Here is a 24,665-nt window from a genome sequence, read left to right on the forward strand (position 1 = left end):
GAGCTACGAACACCTTACAGCTCGCCATGGCCCGGCCTATCGGGGTACGGGCTTCTAAAGCCACGAACGAAGCCTATCTGCCCGGATCCGGTGCTTTTTTCGGAGCTTGCGGCGTGCTCTCTCCCGATTCCAACTCTGCTGCCGCCGCGCCCGTCCGCTTCGTCATCTGCGGCGTGGGCCACATCGGCCGCCGCCATGCCGCGCTGGTGGCCCGCCACCCCGGCGCCACGCTCACAGCCCTCATCGACACCAACGAGGCGCTGCGCCCCGGCCTCGAAACCGAGTTTCCGGGCGTGCCCTTTTTTGCTTCGCTCGACGACTACCTCGCCCAAGGCCCAGCGGCCGACGTGCTGACCGTGGCCACCCCCAATTACCTGCACGCCCCGCAGGCCATTCGCGGGTTGCGCGCGGGCCTGCACGCGGTGGTCGAAAAGCCCATTGCCCTGCGCAAGGCCGACGCCGAAGACCTCGTGCACACCGCCCTGCAAACCGGCCGGCTGGTGTTTGGGGTGATGCAGAACCGCTACTCACCGCCGGCAGCTTGGCTAAAGCAGGTGTACGACGAAGGCCGTCTGGGCCAGATTTACCTGGTGCAACTCAACTGCTTCTGGAACCGCGACGCCCGCTACTACCAGTCCGGCCGCTGGCACGGCACGCAGGCGCAGGACGGCGGCACGCTCTTCACCCAGTTCAGCCACTTCGTCGATTTGCTCTACTGGGTGTTCGGCGACATTACCAACATCACGGCTCGTTTCCGTGACTTCAACCACCAGCAACTCACCGAATTCGAGGACTCCGGCCTGGTCACCTTCGACCTCGTGCGCGGGGGCTCCGGCACCTTGCAGTACAGCACCGCCGTGTGGGACCGAAACCTGGAAAGCTCCCTGACGGTGGTGGCCGAGCACGGCAGCCTACGCCTCGGCGGCCAATACCTCGATAAAGTGGAGTACTGCCACGTAAAGGATTACGTGATGCCCACGCTGCCGCCCACCAACCCGGCCAACAACTACGGCGCCTACCAGGGCTCGGCCGCCAACCACGTGCAGGTTATCGAAAACGTGGTGGATACGGTGCAGAAGCGCGGGTTTGCCACCACCAACGCACTGGAGGGGCTGAAAGTGGTAGATATAATCGAGCGGATTTACGGCTTGAAGCTTTAGGTATAGAAACAATGACTAAAGCTGATTTTGAAAATTATTGCCGCCGTGTTTTAATCGGTAGGAAAATTACTAAGGTGTTATATGGAGAAGTTAATTATGCCTTCTGTGAAGAGCTTCCGGATGAGCCAATCAGGTATTATCATACTGATTTTGAAGAGCTTCATTCACTGGACTTTTCAATAGCATTTATGAATGAGGATAAACTCATCTATATCACGTGGGATGGTACATTCTACCAATATGGGCTATATCCTTTTGTGTTGGCCAAGACTGAGTACGAGGCGAAGAGAGAACAATGCTGGGACGTTACAGAAGAACCCATGTGGCAACCTTGCATTGGACATTCAATTGCCAATTTGGAAATAGTTTGGGAGGATATATATGACGTGGGCCATACCGGACACAAACTTCATATTGCTATTTGTCCTTACGCATTTTGTCTCAAGCTTTCGAATGAAACGCAGGTGTTCGTTAGCGCGGCCGAGTTGAGGTCTGATGGTATAGAAGCGTATGGATTGGCGGATAATCTATTAGTCACGACCAATGAGCGTTTGGCTAAACAGATCAATATGATTTAGACCGCATTTGCTAATACCCATGTACCTCACGGACAGTCAAGCTCATCAAGAGCTTCTCGCCTGGCAGCAAAAGATGCAGGCTGCGCCCGGGCCGCTCGACCGGCTCACCCGCACGGTGCAGACGCGGCTGAACGCCCTGCTGCCCGAAAAACTGCACCAGGCCATTACCGCCACCATCAAGCAGATGGTGCGCGGGGTGCTCTTCGGCTCCACCCACCTCACGCGCCGCCCGCTGCTGACGGGCACCTTGGCCGAGCGGGAAGGTGTGGTGCGCCAGCGCATCCGCCGCTACCGGCACGTGGCGGTGGTGGAGGGGGCGGCTACCGGCGCGGCGGGCTTTTTCGTCGGACTTACGGACTTTCCCTTGCTGCTCGGCATCAAGCTCAAGCTACTCTTCGACGTGGCCGCCCTCTACGGCTACGACGTGCGCGACTACACCGAGCGCCTGTACCTGCTGCACGTGTTTCAGCTGGCCTTCAGCTCCCAGCACACCCGTAACGCCACCTACCAGCGCTTGGTCCATTGGAACGACTACCGCCAAGGCCTGCCGCCCGACGCCGCCGACTTCGACTGGCGCACCTTCCAGCAGGAGTACCGCGACTACATCGACCTGGCCAAGCTGGCGCAACTTGTGCCCTTTATCGGCGCTGCCGTGGGCGCCGTGGCTAACTACCGCTTGCTGGAGCAGCTCGGCGAAACAGCCATGAACTGCTACCGCATGCGGTACTTCGACGCGGAAGCCGGCGCACAACTCGGCGGATAACGGGCCCGATAGCTCTGCTGCAAACAAGCGGCAGCCCTAGCCGTCATTGCGAGGAGGCGCGACGAAGTAATCTTTCCTTTAGCAGCACCGCCGACTCAACCCCCTGCCAACCGAAAACAGCCCCGCCCGAAACCTAGTGACTCTAGTTTCGGGCGGGGCTGTTTCCAACGGTTGCTTTTCGGCTTCCGCCAGCGGGGCCGTCGGGCCGCGAGAGAAAGGATTGCGTCGCCCTTCGTCCTCGCAATGACTGCGAGGTGAGCCGCTTACCCCTTCACCTGCTTGCGAATCCACTCCAGAATCAGCAGCTGCAACTGGGGCGACACCACGGGCTGGGGCTGGCCGTTGATGAGGGGCCACTCTGCCATGGGCGCCTGCCAGCTATGGTTGAAGCCGTCGAGGCGGCGGGCCTGGGCGCGCTTGTTGTCTTTGAGGGCTTTTTCCAGCGCCGTCAGGTTGGCGGGCTGCAGCTGCTGGTCCTCCGAGCCGTGGAGCAGCAACAGGCTGCCGCGCAGCTGGGCGAGGTTGGCGGTGGGCACGTAGTCGAGGTAGGCGCGGTAGCCGGCCGCGGTCATGTCCGTCACGATGGCCTGGGCCTGCTCGGCGGGCAGATCGGGCTGCTGCTGGCGAAGCATGTTCAGCAGAATGGCCTGGGCCTGGCCCTGGTCGGCGGTGTGGCGCACGATTTCCATCATGGGGCGCTGGCGCTTGTAGCGCGCGTCAAGTTGCTTCTTGTCGGCGGCGCGCTGGCGCATCTGCTGCTGCCCCACGTAGGTATCGATCTGCGCCGAATTGGCCCCTTTGGCGCGCAGTTCGGCCACTTTTTCGCTGGTGGCCTGCTGCAGGCGGAAGCGGCGGCGCGTGGCGTTGTCCTGGGCCGTGTCGGCTTCGCCGGCTTTCAGAAAGCCCAGCATCGGGCGCTGGGCCATGACTTCGTACCCTGGCAGCCCGGTGCCTGCCAGCGTGACCACGTAGGCCGGGCCCAGGGGCTGCGCAGCGGCTTCCAGGGCCAGGTTGGCGCCGGTGCCCACCCCGATAATGCCCAACTGAGCAATGTCGATGCGGGGGCGGGTGCGCAGAAAGTTCAGGGCTACCTGCGTGTCCTTGAGCAGGTCGAGCGGGGTGGCGGTGCGCCAGTCGCCGCCCGATTGGCCCACGCCGCGGTCGTCGAGCCGGAGCACGGCCACCCCGTGGCGGGTGAGGTAGTCGGCCATGGCCCCGAACAGCTTGTACTCGCCTTGCGTGGCGTCGCGGTCCTGGGGGCCGAGGTCGGAAACGAGCAACACGGCGGGAAATGGACCTTCGCCGGAGGGCACGGTGAGCGTGCCGGCCAGCCGGGTGTTGTCGTGGGCGCTGGTGAAGGACACCTCCTCCACGCGGTAGGGCGGCGGAAACTTGAATGCCGTCTTGGGCTGGGGCGGCAGCGGGGTAAACTGCAGCGTGAGGCCCACCGGCTGAAAGCCCTGCTGCCGCCACTGGCCCTGCAGCTGCTGCCCGTCGGCCGAGCGCAGGCACACGTAGCTGCAGCCTAGCTCCTGCGAGTCAAAGATGACGGTATCGGCCTTGAGGTCGACGGTGAGCAGGGCGCGGTTGATGCGCTGGGCCGGCACGCTGAGCACGGCAAAGCGGGTGCCGTTGGCCAGTTCCGTCACGGTGATGCTCAGCGGCAGCGAGCCGCCCGGCACCGGCAGCGGGCCTTTCCACTCGCCCTCCAGCGAGGTCTTCGCGGCGGGCAGCGTTTGAGCCGCGCCCAGCCGCGCCAGCAGTAAAAGGAGCAACAGCCAGACGAAGCCGCTGGCAAACAACTTATTCATTCTGTAAAGGTAGCTGCGCCCGCCGCCGGGCCGCCCGTCGGGCGACCAACAACGGGCGGGCGTCGCCGAAACCGAGCAAAGACTGGCCGAAACCCTCGGCCCCTAGGGCACCAGAACCCCGTCGATGACGTGCACGATGCCGTTGGTGCACTGAATATCGGGAATGACCATCTTGGCTGGCGTGGCGTTGCTGGCCGCCTTCACCGTCAGCGTGCCGTCGACAAAAGGGCCGAAGGTGACGTCGCCCCCGCCGGCCGAGCCCGCGGTGGCGTTTTCGGGCAGCTCCGGGGTGAAGCGGGCGCCGGGCAGCGCGTGCTGCAGCAGCACCGCCGTCACCGTGTTCTTGGGCAGCTTGCGCACATCCGAGGGAATGTAGCCGCTGGGCGAACCCGGCTGCACGTTCAGCACCGTCAGCAGGTTGCGGAAGGCCTGGTCGGTGGGGGCAAAAACGGTGAACGGACCCGCGCTGGACAGGGTAGCGGCCAGGTCGGCGTAGAGCACCGCTTCCACCAGAAACGTCAGCTCGGGCTTCACGAATACCTGCCCCTGGCTCATGGCCACGGCCGAGCCGACGATGTTGGCGTTGGTGGCCAGCAGCACTTTGTCCACCACGTGCACCGTGCCGTTGGAGGCGCGCACGTCGGTGGCCAGGATGCGCGAGCCGTTGACGTAGGTGCTGCCGCCGCGGCTGATAAAGCGCCGGGTGACGCCCTGGAAGGCCGAGGGGGAAGGCGCGGTAGCGGGACGCAGGCTGCCGCCGGCCAGCGTGCCGCCGGTCACGTGGTAAAACAGCGTGTTGGTGAGGAAATCTTTGTTGAGCACCAGCAGGTCGGGGGCGCTGCGCAGGCCCAGGCGGGCAAAGGCGTCGTTGTTGGGTGCGAAAACCGTGTAGTTGCCCTGCGGGTCGTTGGGGTTGCGGTTCGAGAGGATGCCCACCACGCCGCCGCGCACGGCCGCGTCTTCAAGCACGCTGAAGTCGTCGTTGGCCACGGCAATGCCGGCAATCGACGGATTGGTCTCGGCGTTTTTGTTGCAGCCGGTTAGCAAAGCGGCGGATATTCCCAGAATGGGAAGAAAATGGCGTAGGGGTGTAAACATGGTAGAGGAGAGGCTTGAGAAGGATTTTCGGCGAAGCCGACTACAAACGGGCGACGTTGGGCGAGTGGATTTACCGGTTCGACAAATTTTTCTCCCGCTATGGGAATCCGAAAGTAATCTTGCCGCCGTAGCTAGCGCGCTTCAATTAGGCAAGCATCAGTCCTGGCCCTGCCAACGGCCCAACTTGCTCGCTGAAGCGTCCACCACTCTCTTCTTGCTCGTTTCATGCAACACCCTTACCTCTCCACCTTTCTGGCCGGGGCAGCCCTGCTGTGCCTGAGCACGGCGGGCCAGGCGCAGAGTTTGATTACCGGCTTCATGGCCGGCAAAGGCCACGGCTCGGTGGTATTTACCGGCACGGCCGAACGCTACCGCAACGTGTTTCTGGTGCCCGAAAAGGTGGACGCCGTACCGATTTACCGGGAAGTGCGCGTGTCCTCGGTCAGCTTGTTTGCCAACTACGGCATTTCCAACAAAGTCGAGGCCGTGGTGAGCTTGCCGTTCATCCAATCGTCGGGCCGGGCCAACAAGCAAGTGCTCGACTCGCTGGGCGCCGCCTACGTGAACACCCGCTCGGGGCTGCAGGATTTGTCGGCCTTTCTGAAGTTCAAGGTGCTCACCATGCCGGTGGGCAGCAGCCAGCTCGATTTGCTCGGGGCGGTGGGGGTGAGCACGCCCGCCAGTAGCTACCAGAGCAAGGCCGACCTGGGCTACATCATTGCCATCGGCAACCGCGCCACCAAGTACACCACCGTGGGCGTGGCCCAGCTGCGCACGCCCTCGGGTGTGTTTGTGATGGGGCAGGCCGGCTACAGCGTGCGCACCAACCCCGTGCCCGACGCCTTCGTGGCCGACGCCAAGGTGGGCTACGCGGGCCTGAAGCTCTACGCCGAAGCCTGGGCCTCGCTGCAGCAGTCGAGCAGCAAGGGCACCGATATTCTGCAGCCGGGCTTCACGGGCCTCTTCACCGCCACCCGCGTCAACTACACCCGCGTGGGCCTCAGCCTCTACAAACCGCTGAGTAAGGGCGTGGGCCTGGTGCTCGGGGCCAGCCAGTACCTGGCCGGCCGCAACGTGGGCCAATCCACCGGCGTATCGGCCGGCGTGTCGTACAACTACTAGCCCCGCGCTTTTCTGCGCTGCGAAACCAGACTTACGCCGCCCGGCGGAGCGGGCCCCTCGGGGCTGCGGCTCCGCCGGGCGGCGGCCGTTTGGGGCGGTCAGGGCTTGACGAAAATGAGCGTCACCCAGCCGTCGGTGGCGTGGCCCGTGGCAAAGGAGCTTTGCAGTGCGTAACCCTCCTGGTAAAGCTGCTGAATCAGCTTTTGGTAGCCCGCGCTGGCTTTTTTCAGGGAGCCCGTGGTGTAGCCGTTTTCAAACTCGACCAGCTCTTCCTTGCGCCCGCTGCGCGCCACCGACACGATGATGCTGCCGAGCATTTCCAGCGAGCGGACCACGACTACGTCGGGCGGCAGGGCGCGGGCAGCGGGGGGCGTAACGGCCAGCGTGAGCAGGGAGGCGCCGAGGAGCAGAAGCTTTTTCATGCCGGCAAGATAGGCGGGGCGCCGCGCCGCCGAGGTTGCAAGTACGGGCCCGCCGGGGCTACCTTTGCGGCATCAATTCTTTTGCTGAAGGATTGTTTTTATACAGAGGCGTGGAGAGACAGGCTCCGAGAAGCGCCGGCAACCCCGGGAAAATCCCGGACGGTGCCAAGTCCTGACCATATAAAAACAAGTTGCTGTGGGCTTTTTGCACCCCGTTTCTGCTTCGATGGTTTCCCGCCTAGCCGCCGCTACCGGCCGCGCTGCCGCGGGCTGTTGTTGCTGTTGCCGCTAGCGCCGCGCGTTGCCTGAGCCGGCGCTGAAGCCGGCCGTATTCATTCGTTTCATTTTCTGCTGTTGCTGCCGCCCGTTGCGGGCGCGCCGCTGGTTTGGCGTCGCCCGTTCGGTGCGCCTAGCCGGCCGCAGGTCACATTTGCGCCGGCCGCTCTGGCCGGGGCTACCCTCGTTTCATGCTCAAAAAATCCTTGGAGCTGCTGCGGCAAGAAGCCGCGGACAGCGGCTCGCACACGCTCAAGCGCAGCCTCGGCCCGCTCAATCTCATTGCCATCGGCGTCGGCGTCATCATCGGCGCGGGGCTGTTTTCGCTCACTGGCATTGCCGCCGCCAACCACACCGGCCCGGCCGTCACCCTGTCCTTTATCGTGGCCGCGGTGGGCTGCGCCTTCTCGGCCCTGTGCTACGCCGAGTTTGCCTCCATGGTGCCCGTGGCCGGCTCGGCCTACACCTACTCCTATGCCACCATGGGCGAGCTGTTTGCCTGGATTATCGGCTGGGACTTGGTGCTGGAATACTCCGTGGGCGCCGCCACGGTGGCCATCAGCTGGTCGCAATACCTGGTGAAATTCCTCTCGAAGTACGGCCTGCACCTGCCGCCGCAGCTGGTGATGTCGCCCTGGGAAACGGCCTCGCTGGCCGACGGAGGCGGCACGGTGCACGGCTGGCTGAACCTGCCGGCGGTGCTCGTGGTGCTGGCCATTACGGCCATCATCGTGCGCGGCACCCAGGGCTCGGCCTGGTTCAACGCCGTGGTGGTGGCCCTGAAGGTGTCGGTGGTACTGGTGTTCATCGCGCTGGGCTGGCAGTACATCAACCCGGCCAACTACCACCCCTACATCCCCGAAAACACCGGCACCTTCGGCGAATTTGGCTGGAGCGGCATTTTGCGCGGGGCCGGGGTGGTGTTCTTCGTGTTCATCGGCTTCGACATCGTGGCCACCATGGCGCAGGAGGCCAAAAACCCGCAGCGCAACATGCCCATCGGCATCATCGGCTCCCTGCTGGTGTGCACGGTCCTGTTTGTGGTGTTCGGCTACGTGATGACCGGGCTGGCCAACTTCACCGAGTTCAAGAACAGCGCCGCGCCGGTAGCCATTGCCATCGAAAAAACGCCCTACGGCTGGCTGTCGACGGCCATCATCGGGGCTATTCTTATCGGCTACACGTCGGTGATTCTGGTCGATTTGCTGGGCCAGAGCCGGGTATTCTTCTCCATGAGCCGAGACGGGCTGCTGCCGCGCGTCTTCTCGCAGGTGCACCCACGCTTCCAAACGCCGCACAAATCCAACCTGCTGCTGGGCGCCTTTATCAGCTTGTTCGCCGGGCTGGTGCCCATCAACGTGGTGGGCGAAATGTGCAGCATCGGCACGCTGCTGGCCTTCGTGATGGTGTGCGTGGGCGTGCTCATCATGCGCAAGCGGGAGCCCGACGCTCCGCGCGCGTTTCGCACGCCCTGGGTGCCGCTGGTGCCCATTCTGGGCATCGTTACCTGCCTGGTAATGATGCTCAGCCTGCCCGGCGACACCTGGATTCGCCTGTTCGTGTGGCTGGCCATCGGCCTGGTGATTTACTTCGGCTACGGCAAAAAGCACAGCAAGCTGGGCCGGGGCGTGGCCGTGGCCCCGACGGTGGAGCCGGCGGGCAGCAAGGTAGCTTGAGGCACCAGCACGGCGTGCTTTTCGACGCCACGGCCGCCGGGCCACGGCGTCGTTGTTTTCGGCCCCGGCCTGGCTATTTTGCGGCGTATTAGCGTTGCGTAATGGAGCCTATTTATTCCGAAGCCGAAGCTTCCCCGGCGGAAACCGTGGCAGCCTTACTACCCGCGGCGGCTGTTGTGGCGCCGCCGGCTTATCCCACCTACGCCGAAAGCTGGGGCGTGCTGGGCTGGTACCTGCTTGCCCAGTTGCTGTCGGGGCTAGTGGCCGGCGGCCTGCTGCTGTGGCTGCCCAAAACCGCCCGCACCGGCCCGTCCATGCTGATTGTGGAGCTGGCGCAGCTCGGGCTGGTGTTGTGGCTGGTGGCTCAGGCCGGCACGCGGGCGCAGCCTGTGCGTTGGCGCGGGCCGTCGGATGGGCCGGGGTTGTGGGCCGTGGTGGTGCCCACCACGTTTGGGGTTGCCCTGGCGGTGTCGGCGCTGCAGTGGCTGGAGTTGCCGCACTGGGGCGTGGATGCCGCCTTCGACAAGCTAATGCTCAACCCAGGCTTGGCGTTTGGGCTGATCTGCGTTGCGGCACCCGTCATTGAGGAATGGCTGTTTCGAGGGCTGCTGCTGCCGGGGCTGGCGCGCAACTACGGCTCCACGCGGGCCATTGTGCAGAGCAGCCTGCTGTTCGGCATCATTCACTTCAACCCCGCCCAAAGCCTGATGGCGTTTTGCCTGGGGCTGTTTCTGGGCTGGCTCTACATCCGCACCCAGTCGGTGCGGACCTGCGTGCTTGCGCACGCCACGGTAAACACGGCGGCCTGGGCGGGCATGTACTTCGCCAAGCAACACTACGGGCAGGTTACGCCCCTGGCCCAGACTTCGGCCTGGGAACTGGCCTACATGGCCGGCGGCGCGCTGGTGGCCCTGGCCGGCATCTGGTACCTGGCCCGGCTGAGGGCGCCGGGGCAGGCCAACGCGGAGGAGCCCGCCGCTCCCGGGCCAGCTGTCGAGGCCTGAGCGGAAGTGCCAGGGCGTTTGCGTAGATGATAGCGCCCACACATCGGCGTCCGGTGCCCAAGCGTGGAAGGCCAGCGTCCCGGCATCAGACGACTGAGGCCAAGCCCTAAGCACGTGCGTCCGAGTGTTGGAGCACTGCCGCGAAGCTTTGGCGCACCGCGTCGGGGCCTTGGACGACCGTGTCCATGCTTTGGACGACTAAGGCGAAGGGTTGGCGCGTCGTGGCTAACCTTTGGACGCCCGCGACTTGGGTTTGGACGGATGAAACTTCGGTTTGAGCCGTTGTGTCCGGGGGGCTTTGGGCTTGAAATCAGTGCAGCCGCTGACGAATTTTCTGCAGGGCCGCCTGCGCTTCGGGTACCGCCCGGGTGAGCAGCAGGCCAGCGGCGTACACCAGCGTCAGGGCGGCGGAGCGCAGCACCATTGTCACGAAGGGGGAGTGGACCGGCGGCACCAGCCAACCGGCCAGCGCGGTGGCGGCGGCCACGCCCAGAATCAGCGGAATGCGCCCGTCGAAGGGTTGCAGGCGGTAGGCGTGCCACACAAACCAGGTGCGGGCCACGTTGATGCTGGTCAGCGCCAGCAGAGCGGCCCAGGCGGCGCCCACCATGCCCAGCGGCGGAATCAGCAGCAGGTTTAGCCCCACGGTGCCCGCGGCCAGGGCCACGTTGAACACCAGATCGAAGCGGTAGCGCGGGGAGGTGACGACAATGAGCCCGTTGACGCCGGTGATGCCGTCGAGCAGGCGGCCGGCCAGCAGTACCCACACGATGGTGGTGCCGGCGGCGTACTCGGGCTTCATCAAGGAGTAGATGAAGTCCAGGTTCAGGCCGATGCCCAGGGCCAGGTAGCAGCCCAACACGGTGTTGAGGCGGGTGGTGCTGCGGTAAAACGCGGCCATGCGGGCCATATCCTGCTCCTTCCAGTAGTCGGCCAGCAGCGGGAAGGCAATTTTGTAGAGCGAGCGGAACGGGATGGTGAGGGCCGTGCTGATGAAGAAAGCGGTGGTATACACGCCCGCCGCCTTCAGGTTCACCTTCGAGCCCACCATCAAGGCGTCGATGGAGCTGATGACGGTGCCCGAAATATTGGAGAGCAGTGCAAAGGCGCCGAAGCTGAGCAGCTCCCGCACCGGCCGTACCTGCAGCGCCGCCCGGGTGGGCCGCAGGTGCAGCTCGCCGATGTAGGCCAGGTAGCCGGTCAGCAGCATGGTCAGCGCGCTGTTGACACCGATGTAGGCCAGCACGAACTGGTGAAACGTGAGGTAGCCCAGCCCAAAGGCCAAGGTGACGCCGGCAATGAGCACGCGCAGGAATACTTCCTGCAGAAACGAGGAAAACGCGGTGTGGTACAGGCCCTTCAGGTAGGCATCCTGCAGCGAATACAGCAGGGTGAACAAGGCCAGCAGCGCGCACCAGCCGTAGTAGGGCCCAAGCAGCGCCGCGTCGGCGTCGTAGGCTCGCAGAATCAGCGGCCGGCCCAGCCAGTAAGCCAGCGAAATGACGGCGAAGCCGAGCATGGGCAGCCCCAGCAGCAGCGGCAGAAAGCCCTGGTGGCCGGTTTCGCGGTTGCGGAAGTAAGGGAAAAACCGGATGCCCGCGCTGGCAAAGCCGAACGCGGCCAGCTGGGCGTAAATGGTGGCCAGGCTCAGCAGCACCCGCGTCAGGCCCACTTGGTCGGCGGCCAGAAAGCGCGGCATCAGCAGGGCCGTGTTGACGAAGCCCAGCCCCAGCCCGAAGTAGGAAATAACGGTATTGCGCAGCCCCTGGCGCTGAACGATGCCCAAGTGGTAAAGGTGAAGTTGTGAACGTGTGAAGTTGTGAAAAGCGAATCGGAACGTAGGGCCGGCCCGGAACTGGCCATTTCACAACTTCACCATCTCACAAATTGCCCGTCCCGTCAGAAACGCGGTTTGGCGGCTGCGAAGGTAGGCCATGATGCGGTGGAACTCCCGGGGGCCGTTCGTGGTGTTGGCCGGGTCGAAGTTTTCGTTGTGCCAGAGCAGGGTAAACACCCCGCCGAACCTTTCGATTTCTTGCAGCATGGGCTCGACGGCGGGCAGGATTTCGTCCGGGGCCAGTTGCAGGTAGCGCGGGTGGTGCAGGGTAGCGTCCATCAGGTTCAGCGGAAGTTCGAGGAAGCTATGGGGCGCCAGGCTTCGGAAGTTGAAGGGCTGAAACGGCAGGCAGTAGGAATGACGGAAGCCGAAGTGCTCGGCAAAGCCCAGGGTTGAGTCGTACAAAATGCCCAGGTCGTCCAGGTGCTCGGGCGTGATGCGGGGCTCCCACTGCAGGTAGTGAAACCGCAGCCCAAGTGCCGTCGGCTGCGTCGCCAGGTCCCGGCTCAGGGTGTCGGCTTCGGCCCAGAGCTGCTGCGAGTTGCGCCCGGAGCCGAGGCTGCCGTGCAAGCCGATTTCCGAGGTGCTACCGAGCTGCCGAATGCGCGGAAGCAGCTGGTGAAACCGGTAGTCGGCGTTGGACGGGCCGTTTTCGGCGGAGCGGCCGTGGTTGAGAATAAAGAAAAACGTACTGGCGGCCCCGTAGCTGGCCACGGTCTGCTGCACCAGTTCCAGGTTGTCCCAGGCGTCGGGTCGGGCGAGGTGCCGCCAGAGCTGCCGGCCGAAACCAAGCCAGTCGCGGCGGCGCAGCGCCTGTTTGGCCGGTTCTTTCCAGGCGCTGTACAGGTTGTCGATGTCGTGGGTGACGAAGGTGGCGAAAGGCGTCCCATTCCAGTGGCGCGGGTGCAGCGGCCGGCCCGTTACGTGCTCCACGGCCGTGCGCAGCACGTCGAAGTAATAGTTGACCACCGGCACCGCCACGAAGCCGTAGCGCTGCTGCACGCTGGCGGAGTAGGGGAAACGTCCGTGCTGGTCGCGCTCCTCCGAGAAATACTCCTGCCAGCCGCTGAGCAGGTAAAACGCCGCCGAAACTACGTCGACGTGGATTTCGGCCCGGCCCGGCGAGCGAGTCAGCAGCGGCCCGGCAGGGTTGGGGTCGAAAAAGAACGGCAGCTGCCGCCCTTGCCATTCGCGCCGGCTTGGTTCGGGCGGGTAAGGCTGGGCGCCCTCAAAAAAATCCGCGGCCCCGTCGGCAACCGTCACCAGCGGCTGCGCGTCGGCGTAGCCGATGCTCGGCAGCTCCTCGGCGGCGTACGCGGCGCGAAAATGCTGCAGCACGTAGGCCAGGCGCGTTGCGGCCGTCACCGGCGTGGCCGTAATGGGAATCAGCCGTTCGTGGGGCAAGCTCATGTGCGCAAATTACGCCCCGGCGGCCAGCCAGGCGTCTAGCTCCCGCAGGGCCAGCTGCTGGCTGCGGCCTTCGTCGGGCGTGCCGAGGGTGGCGCAGTAGTAGGCGGCGCGCCGGTAGTGGTCGGCGGGCTTGCGAGCGACGTAGCCGCGCAGCAAAGCACCTAGCTCATCCAGGGTAAACGCGCGGTCCACCAGCCCGCGGGCTGCGTAGCCGTAGTAGTCGTCGGCCACGCCGTGCTGGCCGAAGCGGTAGTACAGGCTCACCAGGTTCAGCAAGGTGGCTTCGAGGTGGGTCGACGTATCGGCCGCAATCAGCGCGTCGTGGCGCTGCAAAAACTCGAACACCGACTCCTGCCGCGCATCCGAAAACGAGAGCTGCGGAAAGCGCCGCCGCAGCTCCTCGAAGCGGCGCGGGTCGCTGGGGTGGGCGCGGTACGTGAACTGCAGCTCCGGAAACGACGTCAGCAGGTAGCTCACCGCCGCCTCGATGCCGGCCGTGTCGTCCAGGGTGTTGGTGGCCAGCGCCACGCGCTGCACCCGCGGCTGCTCGTTGCGCTGCTGCACAAAAGCGTCGGCCTTGGGCATGCCCACCAGCCGCGTCTCGCCGCGCACCGGGCCGCAGAGCCGGTACTTGTCCAGCGCGTCCTGGCCTTCAAGCAAACTCAAATCGAAGCCCAAAGGCGGGAAATTGGTGCTCACGCTGGCGTGCTGCACGTAGGCGGTGGGCACGCCCTCCGCCCGGCAGGCCAGCAGCAGGGCGCGGGCGTCGTCGTTGTGGTCGTTGGCGAAGACCACCGCCCGCGGCCGGTAGTGGCGCAGCGCCCGGCGGTACACCTCGTAGTAGCCGACGGCGTTGAAAATTAAGTCGAAAAACCGCCAGGCCCGCCGGCCTTCCGTGCGCTGCAGTCCCGCAAATACCAGCGGAAATTGCCAGTAGTAGAGCAGCTTGCGCCGCAGCGAGAGGCGGTTGACTTGCTGGTTGTAGCGCCCGATCTGCTTGGCTTGCCCCGCCAGCAGCACGGCATCGGTGCGGTGCTCTTTGATGAAGCGCAGCGAGTCGTAGTTGTTCTGGCTCACGACGTACAGCCACACCGCCCCGCGCAGCCGCTCCGGGTTGCGAATGGGCTGGAACACGTTGCCTACCAGCCGCACGGCCGCGTAGCCCAGTACTTTGGCGAGGCGCTTAAGCGGGTTGCCGGGCGAAATCGACTCCAGCGTGGCGGCCGGCAAGGAGCCGAACAACGGGGTGAAGCGCAGCTGCAGCATATCCCGCAGCCGGCCCACGCGGGTGGTAGGCGGCCAAACGGGCATCAGAGGGCCTCCCAGGTGAGCGGGGTGCCTGCGCGCAGCGCGGTACGGGCGGTTTTGCCCATCACCTCGGCGTAGAAGCGCGGGGCCAGCCCGTCGCCGGGGCGCACCACGCGCAGGTTATCCGGGGTAAACGCCTCGCCGGCCTGGATGTCGCGGGCCACGTAGATGGAACGTTTGTAGAGCCGACTCTTTTCCTCGGCTCGCTGCACGCCGTATTGAATGTGGCCCAGCGCCTCCCAGGCGCGCTCGGTTTCAGTGACCAGCTGGGCTACTTCCTCGGGTTCCAGCGAAAAAGCCGAGTCCACGCCGCCGTCGGCGCGGCGCAGGGTTACGTGCTTTTCCACCACGCAGGCGCCCAGGGCCACGGCAGCCACGGCCGCGCCCACGCCCATGGTGTGGTCAGAGAGGCCCACCAGCGCGTCGGGGAAGAGCTGCTGCAGGTGCGGAATGGTGCGCAGGTTGGTGTTCTGGGGCGTGGCGGGGTAGGTGCTGGTGCACTTGAGCAGCGTCAGCTCCCGGCAGCCGCCGGCGCGCAGAATGTCCACGGCTTCGGCCACTTCGGCCAGCTTGCTGGCGCCGATGCTCATGATAACGGGCTTGCCGGTGCTGGCTACCTTGCGCAGCAGCGGCCAGTCGGTGTTTTCAAAGGACGCAATTTTGTAGGCCGGCACGTCGAGCGACTCCAGGAAGTCCACGGCCGTTTCATCGAAGGGCGAACTGAAGGCTTCCATGCCGTGCTGGCGGGCGCGCTCAAACAGGGCCTGGTGCCAGTCCCAGGGCGTATGGGCTTCTTCGTACAGCTCGTACAGCTCGCGGCCGTACCACAAGGACGAAGGATCGTCGATGCGGTGGGCGCCGCGCAGCGTCATCGTGTCGGCGGTGTAGGTTTGCAGCTTGATGGCGTGGGCACCGGCCGCCGCAACGGCGTCGACGATGGCCAGGCCGCGCTCCAGCGACTGGTTGTGGTTGCCGCTGAGCTCGGCAATAATAAAGGGGGCGTGACCGGGACCGACGAGGCGGGAGCCGATGCGTATTTCGGACATACTACTACTGGATGGCGCCGGGCGCCGAAGCTTACTGCGGGGCCAGGATAATGGCTTCCCCCGTTAACACCACAACCGCGTCTTGGTTCACGCACTCGGTGCGCAGGGTCACCAAGTGGCGCTCCGGCTGCAGGCCGGTCACCGTCACCACGGCCGTGATGACGTCGCCGGCAAACACGGGCTTGAGAAATTTCAGCGTCTGGCTCACGTAGATGCTGCCGGGGCCGGGCAGTTCGTTGCCGATGACCGCGCTGATAAACGAGGCGTAGAGCATGCCGTGGCAGATGCGCCGCCCGAAGCGGGCCTGCCGGGCATATTCCTCGTCGAGGTGCAGGGGGTTCACGTCCAACGACAACCGGGCAAACGCCTGTACGTCCTCAAAGGTAATCGGCTGGGTAAGGCGGGCGCTGGCCCCAAGGGCTGGAAGCATGGCAGCGGGCGGTTAGGCAGGCGCGTCGGTGGAAGGGGCGGCGGTGCGGAACACGCGGCTGCGCATGGCCTCGCGCAACTGGGCCCACTCGCGCTGCAGCATGGCCAGGCCCACCACGTCTTTCGGCTTGCCGTCCTTCATGATATGCTCGCGGAAGTACGACTCGCGGCGGAAGCCGAACTTCTCGTGCATGCTGATGACCTTGTCGTTGTCGACGAAGACTTCGCAGAGCAGCTTGTTCAACTTCAGGGTGTTGAATACGTAGTCGAGCACCGTGAATTCCACCTTACCGCCGATGCCGCTGCCACGCACGCCCTGCTCGGCAATGTAGAAGGCCCAGTAGCAGGTGCGGGCGGCGCGGTTGATGGCGTACAGGTTGGCCACGCCCACGTCCTTGCCGCCGCTGGTGATAATCCAGTATTCCTTGCTGGCGTCCTGGCTGATGCTCTGAAACCAGGCTTCCTGCTGCGCCGGCGTAATCGGCTCGGCGGTGTACATGTATTGGGCAACGCCTTCGGAGTTGCGCCAGGTGCGGACCATTTCGATGTCCTCGTAGCGCAGGGGACGGAGTATTTCTTCCATAAGTAGGGACGGTGCGGGCAGCACCGGCGGCAAAATTACACCGCTGCTGGGCTTTGCGGGAAAAATGATTCGGCCGATTTGGGCCGGGCTGGTGCCGAGTTGGCGTTGCGGCCCCTACGCCGGCCGCAGCCGCCGGAATTCCGCCTGCAATACCTCCGGCGTAAGCTGCGGCACATAGGGCTGACGCAGCGTGGTTTCGTGAAAACGCAGGCCCTGGCGCAGCAGCGGTTCGAAATCAGTCTGACGCAGCTGCCGGAAGTCGCCGACGGAAAAGGCCTGTTGGTGGCGGTGCACGAAGCCGGCCAGCACCTGCTGGTCGGGCACGTAGTAGCCGGTAATGGCGGCCTGGCCCAGCACCAGCGTTTCGAGTAGCACGGTGCTGGCCGGGCACACCACCACGGCGTAGTCGGTGAGCAGCCGGACCATATCGGCGGCCGACAACTGCTGGTAGAACTGCACCTGCTTATCCGGCTGGGCGGCCGCCAGCGCGTGCAGGGCCGGGCCGTGCTGGTAGGCAGCTCCGGTTACCACGCCCACGGCGCGGACGGAATCGATGCGCAACAACGCCTGGAGCGTGGCATGGGTAAACTGCTGCGGATCAGCGCCGCCGAAGCATACCAGCACCGAGTTGGCCTGGGGTACTGGCCAGGGCCGCTGGGCGGCTTCGCGGAACTCGCGCCGTACCATGGTAAAGCCCGGACCCAGGCAGTAGCGGGTACCGGGGCGGGCTTTGTACAGGGCCGGCGTGGCTTCGGGGCCGTGGTTGATAATGAGGTCGGCCTCCATGCGGTAGGCGTGCAGGTCGTCGACGACCACCACCCGGCAGCCCACGGCCCGCACCGCCCGCTGGTAGTCCGTGTCGAAGGCCAGGCCGTCGAGCATGACCACGTCGGTGGGGCGCAGCTGCGCTAGCAATGCCGCCGCCGAGGCAGTGGGCAGGGGGCAGAGGGTGAAGCCGGCCGCCGTCACCAGAGCCCCTAGAGCCGGCAGCGGCTCGGCTACGGCCACCAGCACTTCGGCAAACTCATCGCGTACGATGTCGGCCACGGCCATGCTGCGCACCACGTGGCCCAGCCCGATGCGGGCGTTGCCGTCGGCGCGCACGACGAGGCGGGGGAGGGCGTTGCTCATACCCGGACTTGCTCGTTCTGGTCGTTGATGTGCCGCAGCCAGGGGTGTTCGGCCAGCAGCTCGGCCACGTCGGTTAGGCCGAAATCCGCGGGCAACCGGGTGTAGAGCAAATGCTGCAATGCGTAGTCACTGGGGTAGTCGAGGGTAAGGCGGCAGGCGGCCAGCGCGGGCGGCACCGCCAGCGGCAGCGTGTGCAGCCGAAACCGCTCGGGGTGGCGGCGCAGGTAGGGCGTCACGTGCTCCCGCTCGTCGGGCTGGCGGGCCTGGGCGTGGGCCGCGGCCAGCGCCGTCCGGCCCATAACCTCCAGATTCGTCCCCACCGGCAGCCCCGTGGTCAGGGTGTAGTCGGCGCCCGCGGCAAGATGGGCTTGCACGGCCGCGTCGATGTAATGCGGGTCGATGGCCGGGTTGTCGGCCGTGAGGCGCACCACCACGTCGAGCTGGTGGGCGGCGGCGGCTTCGGCGAAGCGGCGCAGCACGTCCTGCTCGTCGCCGCGAAACACTGGCCCGCCCAGCGCCTGCGCCGCGGCTGCCAGGGCGTCGTCGACGGGTTGGTCGGTGGTGGCTACGACAACGGTATGCAGGCTGGCGGCGCGGCTGGCGCGGGCCAGCACGCGGGCCAGGACGGAGGTGCTGTCGTGCAGGGGCAACGGCAAGAGCACCTTGCCCGGCAAGCGCGTCGAGCCCAGGCGGGCCTGCACCAGCGCGCCCACCCGCAGGGGCGTTACCGAATGGTCCATCCGCCGTCGACTATTAAGTTGTGGCCCGTTACAAAATCGGCGGCGCGGCTGCTCAAGTACACGAAGGCCCCTGCTAAGTCCTCGGGCCGACCGATGCGCCCGAGCGGAATCCGCCGCTCCAGTTCCCGAATAAACTCCGGGTGTTGCTGCACCGGCGCGCTCGGGAAAGCGCCGGGCGTCACGCAATTCACCTGGATGTGGTCGGCCGCCAGGTAGGAGGCGAAGTACTTGGTGAGCTGAATCACGCCGGCCTTGGCCGCGCCGTAGTGGGGCGGGTTGGTAAACTGCGGCGTGGCTTCGTAGGCCGTAAAATCGGGGGCCACCACGCCGTACATGGACGCTACGTTGATGATTTTGCCGCCGCCCCGCTCGCGTAGGTAAGGCAGGATTTCACGGATGCAGCGGTAGGTGCTGCCCAGAGCGCCGTCGAGCGTGAAGGCAAACTCCTCGTCGGTTAGCGCCTCGGGCTGGTTGCCCTTGCCGTAGGTGGCGTTGTTGATGAGCACGCTCGGCAAGCCAAACTGCTCCCGCGCGGTGCGAAACGCCGCCTGCACGGACGCCGTGTCGGCCACATCCCCCTCTATTAAATGAATGCCCTCGGCCGCGGCATCAGCGCCAAATACGTCGGCAAACGTTTCGGGGCGGCGGCCGATGACCACCACCGTGGCGCCGTGGGCGGCCAGGCCCGCGGCCACGGCGCGCCCTAAGTGGCCGTAGCCGCCGGTGAGCAACACCACGTGGTCCTGTAACGAGAAAAGGGTAGTATAAGCAGCTGGCGAAGCAGGCATGGTGTACTCGGAAAACGAAAGCTGCGAACTTAGTCAGGTTTGGGGATTTGCGCCGACGGCAAGCAAGGCGGCCGGACGTTTTGTCCACGGTGGGCTAGCTACCGAATAACGCTAAGTAGCACTAAATACCCGTTGCTGGCATAGACTCTCAAAGCCTGAATAGGCTCAGGTGCCAGCGCAAAAAATGTTCGGGTCTATGCCGTTATTGTGCTATTTTAGGCACTTATCTTCGTTAAGAAAACGGGTCATTCTCATCGATTATACTTTCTTTTCTGCGTGCTTATGAAGCATTTTTTTACGCTGCTATTGGGCTTGAGCGTCAGTGCAGTCTACGGCCAAAGCCGGGAGCAAAATTGGTACTTTGGCGGCAACGCCGGCCTGCGGTTTAATGCGGCCCCCGCGGCCCCGACGGTGCTGTCGGATGGGCAGCTGTTCAGCTACGAAGCCAGCGCCACCATGTCGGACGCCGGTGGCAACCTGCTGATGTACACCAACGCAGTAACCGTGTGGGACCGGACCCACACGCCCATGCCCGGCGGCCCGCTCGTCGGCGGCTACCAATCGGCTTCGCAAGGGGCCCTTATTCTGCCGGCCCCGGGTAGTACCAGCCAATACTACCTTTTCGTGGTGGATGCGGCCGAGAATGGATTTGCGGCCGGATTGCACTACTCCGTCGTCGACATGACGCTGCGTAACGGCTTGGGCGACCTGACGGCTACCAAAAACGTGGCCGTGCCCACGCCCAGCCCCCAACTCACGGAAAAGCTCACGGCCGTGCGCCACGCCAACGGCCGCGACTATTGGGTACTGGTTCATGGCTGGCAGAACAACAGCTTCCACGCCTACTTGCTGAGCCCGGCGGGGCTTTCGGCTACGCCGGTAACCACCACCATCGGCATCACGCACACCGGCGGCGTTGCAAACGGGGTCGGTTACATGAAGGCCTCGCCTAACGGGCAATTGCTAGGTGTAGCCATCCGCGACGCCGCGTTTGAGCTCTTCGACTTCAACAACAGCACCGGGCAGCTGTCCAACCTGCGCCGCCTCTACACCGCGTTTGGTGACCGGATCTACGGGGTGGCTTTCTCGCCCGACAACACCAAACTCTACACCACGGATCTGGTAAACGGGGTCTACCAATTCGACCTTTCGGCCAGCACGATTTCGCGGCAATTTCTGGGGAGCACGCCGGGCCAGAGCGGGGCAGTGGCGTTGGCACCAGATGGGCGAATTTACGTAGCGGCCTACAACACGTCCCGGCTCTCGGCTATAACCAACCCCAACGGCGCCGGTGGTGCCAGTGGCTTTGTTAGCCAGTATGTTACGCTGAGTGGGACTTCCCAAATCGGCCTGCCCAACTTTCCCAACGCCTTCGCCGTGGTGGTAAATGAATGGACGGGGGCGGTGAGCACCACCTACACCGATGCGGCCAACTGGAGCGCGGGCTACGTACCCGGCGCCAGCGACGACGTGACCATTCCGGCCACGGCCGTGCGCATGCCCGTGCTCGGCGCGGCGGCGGCGGCGGCCAGCTTCACCGTGGCCAGTGGCGCCTCCATGACGGTGGCCCCGGGCGGCGACTTGACCCTGACCCGCACGCTGACCAACAACGGCACCTTTAGCGGCGACGGCAGCCTGCGCATGGGCGCCAGCGGCTCGACGCAGCTGCTGGGCAGCGGCCCGGTGCGCATCGGCAGCCTGACGGTGGGCGGCAGCCCGATTACCATCCCGCAGAACGTGGACGTGCAAACGCCATTGTCCATCACCCGGGTGCTCACGCTGGGCGGCAACCTCACCATGAGCGGCAGCGGCGCGCTGACGCTGGTGTCGGACGCCAGCGGCACGGCCATGGTGGTCAACCAGAGTGGCGTGGTCAGCGGCGCGGCTACCGTGCAGCGCTACCTCGACCCGAGCCTGAACCCGGGCCTGGGCTACCGCCACCTTGCCGCTCCCGTGACCAACACCACGCTGAGCGACTTAGCTACGTCAGGGTTTGTGCCCGCTTTCAACTTGGCTTACAACACCAGCGCGCAGCCCGGCACGGTTACGCCCTTTCCCACCGTGTATGGCTACGACCAGGGCCGCCTGACAACCAGCCCGGCCACCGGCACCTCTGCTTTCGACAAAGGGTGGTATTCACCCGGTAGCAGCACCGACGCGATGGTGGCGGGACAAGGCTACACGGTAAATATGGCGGCTGGTCAAACCGTGGATTTTGTGGGGACGCTCGGCAACGGTAGTCTGACGGTTGGCGCGTTGGGCCGCGGGCCGCAAGCCGATGCGGGCTGGCAGCTGCTGGGCAACCCGTACCCGGCGCCCATCGACTTTACCCTGCTCAGCCGGTCGGGCCTCGACAACGCGGTGTACGTGTACAAGTCGAGTGGGCAGTACAGCGGCGCTTACGCCAGCTACGTCAACGGCGTGGCCACCAACGGCGGCAGCAACGTCTTGCCGCTGGGCCAGGCCTTCTTCGTGCGCACCGCGGCGGGGGCTACCGGCAGCATGTCCTTTACCAATGCCGCGCGCCTCACTTCCTACCAAAACCCGGCGCTGCAGCGCGGGCGGGAAAGCCGGCCGCTGCTGACTCTTACCCTAACCAATGCGGCCGGGCAACGGGATCAAGCCGTGGTGTATGCCCAAGCGGGGGCCACGGCGGGGTTCGATGCCGGCTTCGATGCTTACAAAATTGCCGCGGGCGGATTGCCTGCCTTGAGTGTGCCAGTAGGAGGGGAAGAGCTGGCCATCAGCGGGCTGCCGGCCCTGGGCGCCACAACCCAGGTGCTGCCCCTGACGGTAGTGGTGCCGACTTCCGGTACTTACGCGCTTACGGCCAGCGAGCTGCTGAACCTGCCGGCTGGGTGCCGCGTGAGCTTGTTGGACGGCCAAACCGGCATCAGCACGCTGCTCACGGGGCAAAACGCGTATTCGTTTAGTGCCGCCGCAGGCGCGCTCATCGGCCGTTTCTCGCTGCTCATCGAGCCGGCCCGGCCGACGGCTACGGCCAGCGCCCTGGCCCAGCAAGTGAGCGTGTACCCCAACCCGGCCCACGGGCAGCTGTGGCTGGCCTTGCCGGCCCGCTACACCCAGCAGACGGTGCGCGTGACGGTGCTCAACGCCCTGGGCCAGGCCGTGCTGACGCAGACCTTGCCCGCCGGCCGCCCCGCCGCCACGGCCCTGACGCTGCCGACTAACCTCGCCCAAGGCGTGTACTCGGTGCGCTTGCAGCTGCCCGACGCGGTAGTCGACAAGCGCGTGGTCCTCGAATAGCCGAGAACTGCCCTACAACGCCCACGGCCGGCCCTTCCACGGAAGGGCCGGCCGTGGGCGTTGTAGGACCTGCCCGCTGGGGCGTCTCAGCTGAGTTTGGGCCAGCGGTAGGGCAGCAGCAGCTCTTCCGCCGTTTCGCGCAGCTCGGCCAGAGCCGGGCGCAGTGCCTCAAATCCTGCCAGGTAGTCCTCCGCCGCCACATTGGCCCGCAGGTTGTCGGCCGAGTCCACCCCGATGACGACCCGGGCCACGCCGGGCGCCGTGGCCGCGAAGAGCAGCAGCGCAGCTTCCAGCGGGATGCCGGCGGCCGCACTTACCTCGCGCATGCGGGTGAGCTTCGGACGCAGGGCCTCGAAATACGCGGGCAGCGCGTCGAGGGGGCGCAGCAGCAGGCCCTGCAGAAACGCCGAGCGCACGTGCACCTCCACGCCGCGCGCCGCCAGCACCGGCAGCAGCGGGGCGAAGCGCTGGTCGAGCACGTTGAAGGGCACTTGCACCATGTCGAAGTCCCAGCCGCGGCGGTCGAGCAGCCACTGGGCCTGCCAGGGGTGGTAAAGCGAAATGCCGATGCGCGTGGTCAGGCCGGCGGCGCGGCTGTCTTGCAAGGCCTGCCAGGCCGCGGGCTGTTGCTGCAGCGCCTGAAAATCGTGGAACAACACGCCGTATACCCGCGGCTGCTGCAGCCGGTCCAGGCTGGCTTGCACGGCGGCCCGCACCACGGCCGGCGCGGCGGCGGCCACTTTGGTCACGACGCCGAAGGAGCCCGGGTGCGGGCCCAGCCACTGGCCCAAGCGCGCCTCACTGTCGCCGTAGGCCGCGGCCGTGTCGAGCAGGGACAGGCCGGCGGCTTGGGCGGCGGCCAGCACCGCCGCCACGCTGGCGTCGTCGGGGCGGCCCAGGGTGTTGTTGATGCCGTAGGCCAGGCCAAACTGCGCGGTGCCCAGGGCCAGCTTTTGCCGGAACTCCACCGCCGTCATCGGGCCAGGAATTCGCGCACGCAGTCGATAACGTACTGCTGCTCCGCGTCGGTGAGACTGGGAAACATGGGCAGGCTCAGGCAGCGGGCGTAGTAGGCCTCGGCCGCCGGGAAGTCCCCGGCTTGCCAGCCCAGCTGCTGGTAGTAGGGCATGGTGTGCACCGGGATGTAGTGCACTTGAGCAAAAATCTGCTTGCTGCGCAAAAAATCGTAGAGCCCGCGGCGGTCCGGCACCTGGATGACGTAGAGGTGGTAGGCGTGGCCGGCGGCCCCGGCCAGCGGCGTCACGTCGGCCAGCTCGGCAAAAGCAGCGTCGTACTGCCGGGCCAGCTGGCGGCGGCGGGCCAGCCCTTCGTCGGCGCGCTCCAGCTGGGTAAGGCCCAGGGCGCAGAGCATATCGGGCATGCGGTAGTTGTAGCCCAACTCCTGCATTTCGTAGTACCAGCCGCCCTCGTCGGGGTGCTGCAAACGGCCCGGGTCGCGGGTGATGCCGTGGGTGCGCAACAGCAGCAGCTGCTCGTACAGGTCGCGGCGGTTGGTCGTAATCATGCCGCCTTCGCCGGTGGCAATGTGCTTGACGGGGTGGAAGGAAAAGATGGCCAAATCGGCCAGCTGCCCGTTGCCGCAGCGCTGCTCCTGGCCCTGGCTATCGGTGAAGAAGCCGCCGGGCGCGTGGCAGGCGTCCTCGATTAGCCAGAGCCCGAACTCGTCGGCCAACCGCCGGGCTTCCTCCAGGTCGACGGGCAGGCCGGCGAAATCCACCGGAATCAGGCCGTGAAAGTACCCTTTGGGGTGGCTTTCGAGCAGGCGGCGCACGGCCCGCAGGTCGATGAGGGCCGTTTCGGGGTCGATGTCGGCGAAGTACACCTCGCCGCCGCAGTAGCGCACGCAGTTGGCCGAGGCGGCGAAGGTGATGGGCGTGGTGATGACGCGCTGACCGGGCTGCACGCCCAAAGCGAGGGCGCACAGGTGCAGAGCGGCCGTGCCGTTGCTCACCGCCACCGCGTACTCCACCCCGATATACTCGGCAAAGCGCCGCTCAAACTCGGCTACCTGCGGGCCCTGGGTCAGAAAGTCAGAGTGCAGGGTGCTGATGACGGCCTGCACGTCGGCGTCGGTGATATGCTGGCGGCCGTAGGGGATGGGTCGAGAGGGCGTGAAAGCGGACATAGTAAGGTCAAAAGTACGCGCCAACTGGTTTTGGCGCGGGCGCAGGCGCGGATATATTGGCAAAATCGGA

Annotated in this window: 21 protein-coding genes and 1 riboswitch; of the genes, 7 read left to right on the forward strand and 14 right to left on the reverse strand. The window is 65.4% G+C overall.

Annotated elements, in window-relative coordinates; all coding sequences use genetic code 11:
* The first annotated feature begins 113 nt into the window (after positions 1–113).
* From LJ737_RS19240 to LJ737_RS19250, 3 genes are read left to right on the forward strand one after another with little or no spacing between them, the layout of a single operon-like run.
* Positions 114–1,160 (forward strand): Gfo/Idh/MocA family protein, encoded by a 1,047-nt coding sequence (locus LJ737_RS19240; RefSeq protein ID WP_227768377.1) that lies wholly within the window; start codon positions 114–116, stop codon positions 1,158–1,160.
* A gap of 11 nt (positions 1,161–1,171) precedes the next feature.
* Positions 1,172–1,738: a hypothetical protein gene (locus LJ737_RS19245; RefSeq protein WP_227768378.1), complete on the forward strand. Its 567-nt coding sequence runs from the start codon at positions 1,172–1,174 to the stop codon at positions 1,736–1,738.
* Between the two features lie 19 nt (positions 1,739–1,757).
* The gene (locus tag LJ737_RS19250; RefSeq protein ID WP_227768379.1) at positions 1,758–2,501 is read left to right on the forward strand and encodes an EcsC family protein; all 744 of its coding nucleotides are present in this window, start codon (positions 1,758–1,760) and stop codon (positions 2,499–2,501) included.
* A gap of 263 nt (positions 2,502–2,764) precedes the next feature.
* On the opposite strand, the gene LJ737_RS19255 is transcribed toward LJ737_RS19250, so the two are convergent.
* Positions 2,765–4,312 carry an alpha/beta hydrolase family protein gene (locus LJ737_RS19255; protein WP_227768380.1) on the reverse strand — a complete coding sequence of 516 codons (1,548 nt, stop codon included), beginning with the start codon at positions 4,310–4,312 and terminating at the stop codon, positions 2,765–2,767.
* Between the two features lie 102 nt (positions 4,313–4,414).
* Positions 4,415–5,410, reverse strand: a complete 996-nt coding sequence (locus tag LJ737_RS19260; protein ID WP_227768381.1) for a fasciclin domain-containing protein — start codon at positions 5,408–5,410, stop codon at positions 4,415–4,417.
* 225 nt (positions 5,411–5,635) lie between these two features.
* On the opposite strand from LJ737_RS19260, the gene LJ737_RS19265 reads away from it, so the two are divergent.
* Positions 5,636–6,532 (forward strand): hypothetical protein, encoded by an 897-nt coding sequence (locus tag LJ737_RS19265; RefSeq protein WP_227768382.1) that lies wholly within the window; start codon positions 5,636–5,638, stop codon positions 6,530–6,532.
* 98 nt (positions 6,533–6,630) lie between these two features.
* On the opposite strand, the gene LJ737_RS19270 is transcribed toward LJ737_RS19265, so the two are convergent.
* Entirely contained in the window at positions 6,631–6,954 is a 324-nt protein-coding gene (locus LJ737_RS19270) for a hypothetical protein (RefSeq protein WP_227768383.1), read from the reverse strand.
* Positions 6,955–7,049: 95 nt separating this feature from the next.
* Positions 7,050–7,141, forward strand: a riboswitch (SAM riboswitch).
* Between the two features lie 280 nt (positions 7,142–7,421).
* Here LJ737_RS19270 and LJ737_RS19275 point away from each other — a divergent pair.
* Both LJ737_RS19275 and LJ737_RS19280 read left to right on the forward strand, forming a co-directional pair.
* Entirely contained in the window at positions 7,422–8,906 is a 1,485-nt protein-coding gene (locus LJ737_RS19275) for an amino acid permease (protein WP_227768384.1), read from the forward strand.
* Between the two features lie 101 nt (positions 8,907–9,007).
* A complete protein-coding gene (locus tag LJ737_RS19280) occupies positions 9,008–9,910 on the forward strand; it encodes a CPBP family intramembrane glutamic endopeptidase (protein WP_227768385.1) in 903 nt (300 codons plus the stop codon).
* A 310-nt stretch (positions 9,911–10,220) separates the two neighbouring features.
* Here the strand turns inward: LJ737_RS19280 and LJ737_RS19285 are convergent, their stop codons facing one another.
* The 9 genes from LJ737_RS19285 to LJ737_RS19325 form a co-directional block, all read right to left on the reverse strand.
* A complete protein-coding gene (locus LJ737_RS19285; RefSeq protein WP_227768386.1) occupies positions 10,221–11,696 on the reverse strand; it encodes a lipopolysaccharide biosynthesis protein in 1,476 nt (491 codons plus the stop codon).
* 78 nt (positions 11,697–11,774) lie between these two features.
* Complete coding sequence (locus tag LJ737_RS19290) at positions 11,775–13,157, reverse strand: DUF7033 domain-containing protein (RefSeq protein WP_227768387.1); 1,383 nt, start codon at positions 13,155–13,157, stop codon at positions 11,775–11,777.
* A 9-nt stretch (positions 13,158–13,166) separates the two neighbouring features.
* A complete protein-coding gene (locus tag LJ737_RS19295; protein ID WP_227768388.1) occupies positions 13,167–14,468 on the reverse strand; it encodes a glycosyltransferase family protein in 1,302 nt (433 codons plus the stop codon).
* A complete protein-coding gene (gene pseI, locus LJ737_RS19300) occupies positions 14,468–15,511 on the reverse strand; it encodes a pseudaminic acid synthase (protein ID WP_227768389.1) in 1,044 nt (347 codons plus the stop codon). Before pseI ends, LJ737_RS19295 begins: the two co-directional genes overlap by 1 nt.
* 31 nt (positions 15,512–15,542) lie before the next feature.
* On the reverse strand, positions 15,543–15,941 hold the full coding sequence (locus tag LJ737_RS19305; protein ID WP_227768390.1) for a MaoC family dehydratase: 399 nt from the start codon (positions 15,939–15,941) through the stop codon (positions 15,543–15,545).
* 12 nt (positions 15,942–15,953) lie between these two features.
* Positions 15,954–16,523, reverse strand: coding sequence for a UDP-4-amino-4,6-dideoxy-N-acetyl-beta-L-altrosamine N-acetyltransferase (pseH, locus tag LJ737_RS19310; protein WP_227768391.1), 570 nt, complete (start codon positions 16,521–16,523; stop codon positions 15,954–15,956).
* Positions 16,524–16,637: 114 nt separating this feature from the next.
* Positions 16,638–17,654 (reverse strand): UDP-2,4-diacetamido-2,4,6-trideoxy-beta-L-altropyranose hydrolase, encoded by a 1,017-nt coding sequence (gene pseG, locus LJ737_RS19315; RefSeq protein ID WP_227768392.1) that lies wholly within the window; start codon positions 17,652–17,654, stop codon positions 16,638–16,640.
* On the reverse strand, positions 17,651–18,394 hold the full coding sequence (locus LJ737_RS19320) for a cytidylyltransferase domain-containing protein (RefSeq protein WP_227768393.1): 744 nt from the start codon (positions 18,392–18,394) through the stop codon (positions 17,651–17,653). The genes pseG and LJ737_RS19320 overlap by 4 nt, the downstream gene beginning before the upstream one ends.
* The gene (locus tag LJ737_RS19325) at positions 18,379–19,182 is read right to left on the reverse strand and encodes an SDR family NAD(P)-dependent oxidoreductase (RefSeq protein WP_227768394.1); all 804 of its coding nucleotides are present in this window, start codon (positions 19,180–19,182) and stop codon (positions 18,379–18,381) included. The genes LJ737_RS19320 and LJ737_RS19325 overlap by 16 nt, the downstream gene beginning before the upstream one ends.
* A 282-nt stretch (positions 19,183–19,464) precedes the next feature.
* Between LJ737_RS19325 and LJ737_RS19330 the strand changes: the two genes are divergently transcribed.
* Positions 19,465–22,449 (forward strand): DUF8693 domain-containing protein, encoded by a 2,985-nt coding sequence (locus LJ737_RS19330; protein ID WP_227768395.1) that lies wholly within the window; start codon positions 19,465–19,467, stop codon positions 22,447–22,449.
* An 86-nt stretch (positions 22,450–22,535) separates the two neighbouring features.
* Here LJ737_RS19330 and LJ737_RS19335 read toward each other — a convergent pair whose 3' ends face one another.
* The gene (locus tag LJ737_RS19335) at positions 22,536–23,426 is read right to left on the reverse strand and encodes an aldo/keto reductase (RefSeq protein ID WP_227768396.1); all 891 of its coding nucleotides are present in this window, start codon (positions 23,424–23,426) and stop codon (positions 22,536–22,538) included.
* Entirely contained in the window at positions 23,423–24,595 is a 1,173-nt protein-coding gene (gene pseC / locus LJ737_RS19340) for a UDP-4-amino-4,6-dideoxy-N-acetyl-beta-L-altrosamine transaminase (protein ID WP_227768397.1), read from the reverse strand. Before pseC ends, LJ737_RS19335 begins: the two co-directional genes overlap by 4 nt.
* Between the last annotated feature and the right edge of the window lie 70 nt (positions 24,596–24,665).

It is taken from the genome of Hymenobacter sp. 15J16-1T3B, assembly GCF_020711235.1.
Lineage (GTDB): Bacteria > Bacteroidota > Bacteroidia > Cytophagales > Hymenobacteraceae > Solirubrum.

What these genes read in the sequence shown, in the direction of transcription:
- LJ737_RS19330 (WP_227768395.1), top strand. Translation starts at nt 19,465, where the DNA reads ATGAAGCATTTTTTTACGCTGCTATTGGGCTTGAGCGTCAGTGCAGTC.
- LJ737_RS19275 (WP_227768384.1), top strand. Translation starts at nt 7,422, where the DNA reads ATGCTCAAAAAATCCTTGGAGCTGCTGCGGCAAGAAGCCGCGGACAGC.
- LJ737_RS19270 (WP_227768383.1), bottom strand. Translation starts at nt 6,954, where the DNA reads ATGAAAAAGCTTCTGCTCCTCGGCGCCTCCCTGCTCACGCTGGCCGTT.
- LJ737_RS19265 (WP_227768382.1), top strand. Translation starts at nt 5,636, where the DNA reads ATGCAACACCCTTACCTCTCCACCTTTCTGGCCGGGGCAGCCCTGCTG.
- LJ737_RS19260 (WP_227768381.1), bottom strand. Translation starts at nt 5,410, where the DNA reads ATGTTTACACCCCTACGCCATTTTCTTCCCATTCTGGGAATATCCGCC.
- LJ737_RS19255 (WP_227768380.1), bottom strand. Translation starts at nt 4,312, where the DNA reads ATGAATAAGTTGTTTGCCAGCGGCTTCGTCTGGCTGTTGCTCCTTTTA.
- LJ737_RS19295 (WP_227768388.1), bottom strand. Translation starts at nt 14,468, where the DNA reads ATGCCCGTTTGGCCGCCTACCACCCGCGTGGGCCGGCTGCGGGATATG.
- LJ737_RS19325 (WP_227768394.1), bottom strand. Translation starts at nt 19,182, where the DNA reads ATGCCTGCTTCGCCAGCTGCTTATACTACCCTTTTCTCGTTACAGGAC.
- pseH (WP_227768391.1), bottom strand. Translation starts at nt 16,523, where the DNA reads ATGGAAGAAATACTCCGTCCCCTGCGCTACGAGGACATCGAAATGGTC.
- LJ737_RS19290 (WP_227768387.1), bottom strand. Translation starts at nt 13,157, where the DNA reads ATGAGCTTGCCCCACGAACGGCTGATTCCCATTACGGCCACGCCGGTG.
- LJ737_RS19320 (WP_227768393.1), bottom strand. Translation starts at nt 18,394, where the DNA reads ATGGACCATTCGGTAACGCCCCTGCGGGTGGGCGCGCTGGTGCAGGCC.
- pseC (WP_227768397.1), bottom strand. Translation starts at nt 24,595, where the DNA reads ATGTCCGCTTTCACGCCCTCTCGACCCATCCCCTACGGCCGCCAGCAT.
- pseG (WP_227768392.1), bottom strand. Translation starts at nt 17,654, where the DNA reads ATGAGCAACGCCCTCCCCCGCCTCGTCGTGCGCGCCGACGGCAACGCC.
- LJ737_RS19305 (WP_227768390.1), bottom strand. Translation starts at nt 15,941, where the DNA reads ATGCTTCCAGCCCTTGGGGCCAGCGCCCGCCTTACCCAGCCGATTACC.
- LJ737_RS19245 (WP_227768378.1), top strand. Translation starts at nt 1,172, where the DNA reads ATGACTAAAGCTGATTTTGAAAATTATTGCCGCCGTGTTTTAATCGGT.
- LJ737_RS19280 (WP_227768385.1), top strand. Translation starts at nt 9,008, where the DNA reads ATGGAGCCTATTTATTCCGAAGCCGAAGCTTCCCCGGCGGAAACCGTG.
- LJ737_RS19250 (WP_227768379.1), top strand. Translation starts at nt 1,758, where the DNA reads ATGTACCTCACGGACAGTCAAGCTCATCAAGAGCTTCTCGCCTGGCAG.
- LJ737_RS19335 (WP_227768396.1), bottom strand. Translation starts at nt 23,426, where the DNA reads ATGACGGCGGTGGAGTTCCGGCAAAAGCTGGCCCTGGGCACCGCGCAG.
- pseI (WP_227768389.1), bottom strand. Translation starts at nt 15,511, where the DNA reads ATGTCCGAAATACGCATCGGCTCCCGCCTCGTCGGTCCCGGTCACGCC.